Below are 2,919 nucleotides of genomic sequence, written 5' to 3'. Positions count from 1 at the left end.
CTGGAACCGCAAGATCCGCGTCTTCGCCGACTGGACCCTCGGCATGTTCCTCAAGCGCGAGGTCGTCTCGCTCGGCGCCATCGAGACGCCGCGCGGTGTTGCTCGACGCCTTCCTGATCAGGCTGATCCTGCTCCCGGTCCTGCTCCGGCTGAGCGGTCACGCTGCATGGTGGGCACCGGGCTGGCTGCGCAGAATGTTGCCGTCGATCCGCTTCTCGCACTGACCATTACAACACCTCACGGAGGAATCATGACCGATCCGAACATCACGCATTCGAGCACGTCTGCCGGGTGGCCGATCGAACGTATCGTCCCCGCACTGGCCGCCGGCGTCACCGCGACGGGCCTGACCCTCGGCGAACTCCACGCACCACGGTGGAGGCTGCTCAGCGCCTTCGCCGCCGCGAACCTCGCCCTCTACGCCGCGGTCGGCTGGTGCCCGGCAAGTGCGCTTCTCACCAGAGCGGGCGTACCAAGTCTTCGCCACCCCCGAAGCGGATAGGCACACAATTGCCGCAGTTCGACGAACGGAAGGAATTCTCCACCATGACCATCGCACTCTCGACCACCTTGACCGACACCGACTTCGAGACGGCGGTCACCGCCACCAAAGCAGCACTGTCCGAGCAAGGCTTCGGTGTGCTGACCGAAATTGACATGCAGGCCACCCTGAAAGCCAAACTTGGCACAGACATGGAGAAGTATCTGATCCTAGGCGCGTGCAATCCCACGCTTGCACACCGCGCCGTAGGAATCGTGCGTGAGATCGGCCTGCTACTGCCCTGCAACGTCGTCGTCCGTGCCGACACCACCGCCGGATCGGTCATCGTCGAGGCGATGAACCCGGACCTCATGGTCCAAGTGACGGGCGAACCAGCACTGTCAGATGTCGCGGCCGAGGCCACCACCAAACTCCAAGCCGCCCTGGACACGCTCGGCAGTCGGGATGCAGTGCGCAGTTGATGACGTTGACCCTGGCGCTGGCGCTCGGCCTCACCGTCGGAATCCTGCTCGGTCTCCTCGGAGGCGGTGGATCGATCCTCGCTGTCCCGATCCTCGTGTACGCTCTCGGGTTCCCCCTGCCGGAGGCGATACCGACTTCGCTGTTGGTGATCGGTGTCGCCTCCGCGGTCGGGGTCATCTCCAAGGTGCGGGCGCGGCTCATCGAATGGCGACTCGCGGCAATCTTCGCCGCCACCGGAGTCCTCGGCACCCTGGCCGGCACTGCCCTTGGCAAGCATCTACCTGAAACTGCCGTGATGATCGGCTTTGCGATCGTCATGATCCTCGCGGGGGCACGCATGCTGCGCAGCCCCGACAATCCCGGAACCGCCTGCAGGACGAGCAATTCCGGGATCAACTGGCGCCGATGCGCACCTCGGTCCATACCGACCGGATTCGGCGTCGGTGTCCTTACCGGACTGTTCGGCGTCGGCGGGGGCTTCTTGATCATCCCCGCATTGGTTCTGCTGCTGGGAATCGAGATGAGTGTCGCCGTCGGAACCTCTTTGGTGGTCATCGTCGCCAACTCCGCCGCCGGACTCATCGCTCAGGCCGACGGCCTAGGTGGAAACTGGCCCTTGACGGCAGCGTTCGCAGGTTCAGCCATTGCGGGTTCGTTGGTGGCCGGACGATTCGGTACACGCATCGCCACGGACTCACTTCGGCAGTGGTTCGCCTACCTGGTGTTTGTCGTGGCAGGTTACGTCCTCATCGACACTCTCGTTCTCGGATGATCTACCGTGCACCCCGTTGGATGCCCCCGGGGGTAATCTGGCAATTTCTGGCATCATCATGCATCTGAAGGAGACCCCATGATCGGCGACGAAGACAGCATCGCATTGGTCCTCAACCGCCTCCGCCGCGCACACGGCCAACTCTCGGGAGTGATCGGCATGATCGAGAACGGACGCGATTGCAAAGACGTTGTCACCCAGCTCGCCGCTGTTTCCAGGGCCCTCGACAAAGCTGGCTTCAAGATCGTCGCTACCGGTCTCCGAGAGTGCATGACAGGCGAAGCGGCAGACAACAAAGAACCCATGACCGAAGCAGAACTGGAAAAGCTCTTCCTGGCGCTGGCCTGAACGCCCGCTTCACATCAGGAACGAGGCCGACCGACAACATGTAGGAGCTCCCCATGAGCACGACCGACCCGGACATCGCCATCATTGAAACTTCCAGCCTCGGCGACCGCAGCTATCTGATCAGCCACGACGGTATCGCCGTGGTGATCGATCCACAACGCGACATCGACCGCGTCCGGGCGCTGGCAGCAGAAAAGAACGCTGTCATCACCCACGTGCTGGAAACTCACATCCACAACGACTACGTCACTGGCGGCCTGGAACTTGCGCGCGCCACGGGTGCCGAATACGTCGTCCCGGACGGCGATCCGGTCGAATACGAGCGCCGAGCAGTCGTCGACGGCGATGTCGTCGACGCGGGATCGACGACGTTCGAGGTCATGCACACCCCAGGGCATACTCATCACCACGTCAGTTACGTTCTGCACCGGCGCGGCGAGCCGATCGCAATCTTCACCGGCGGCTCCATGCTCTACGGGTCCACCGGGCGCACTGACCTGCTCGGCTCCGAGCACACTGATGAACTGACCCACGCGCAGTACCATTCGGTCCGCCGTATCGCGGCCGAACTGGCCGCTGAGGTGGAGGTCTACCCCACACATGGGTTCGGTAGCTTCTGTGCCGCAACTCCGACCAGCGGGGACTCATCCACCATCGGTGAACAGCAGCAGTCCAACCCCGCACTGACTCAGGACGAACACACCTATGTCGACGAGCTGATCGCGGGCCTGTCTGCATATCCCGCGTACTACGCCCATATGGGCGTCATCAACACCAAAGGGCCGGCCCCGATCGACCTGTCCATGCCCGAGCCCGTCGATCCAGACGAACTACG

4 protein-coding genes and 1 pseudogene are annotated in these 2,919 nt (G+C 63.1%); all 5 read left to right on the top strand.

What is annotated here, in order from left to right:
* Positions 1-154: pseudogene (locus ABT116_RS41730) on the top strand (NAD(P)/FAD-dependent oxidoreductase); the annotation flags it as partial.
* A 392-nt stretch (positions 155-546) separates the two neighbouring features.
* Positions 547-963, top strand: coding sequence for a DUF302 domain-containing protein (locus ABT116_RS41725; RefSeq protein ID WP_011133463.1), 417 nt, complete (start codon positions 547-549; stop codon positions 961-963).
* Positions 963-1,736, top strand: a complete 774-nt coding sequence (locus tag ABT116_RS41720) for a sulfite exporter TauE/SafE family protein (RefSeq protein WP_003944622.1) — start codon at positions 963-965, stop codon at positions 1,734-1,736. Before ABT116_RS41725 ends, ABT116_RS41720 begins: the two co-directional genes overlap by 1 nt.
* Before the next feature lie 78 nt (positions 1,737-1,814).
* Positions 1,815-2,084, top strand: a complete 270-nt coding sequence (locus ABT116_RS41715) for a metal-sensitive transcriptional regulator (protein ID WP_003944639.1) — start codon at positions 1,815-1,817, stop codon at positions 2,082-2,084.
* A 53-nt stretch (positions 2,085-2,137) separates the two neighbouring features.
* Positions 2,138-2,919: MBL fold metallo-hydrolase (locus tag ABT116_RS41710; RefSeq protein ID WP_351645568.1), on the top strand; the 782-nt coding region annotated here is incomplete at its 3' end.

It is taken from the genome of Streptomyces sp. NPDC002130 (assembly GCF_040296465.1).
GTDB lineage: Bacteria > Actinomycetota > Actinomycetes > Streptomycetales > Streptomycetaceae > Streptomyces.
The sequence above is the reverse complement of the archived record's forward strand: the minus strand, read 5'-3'. Positions and strand labels throughout refer to the sequence as shown.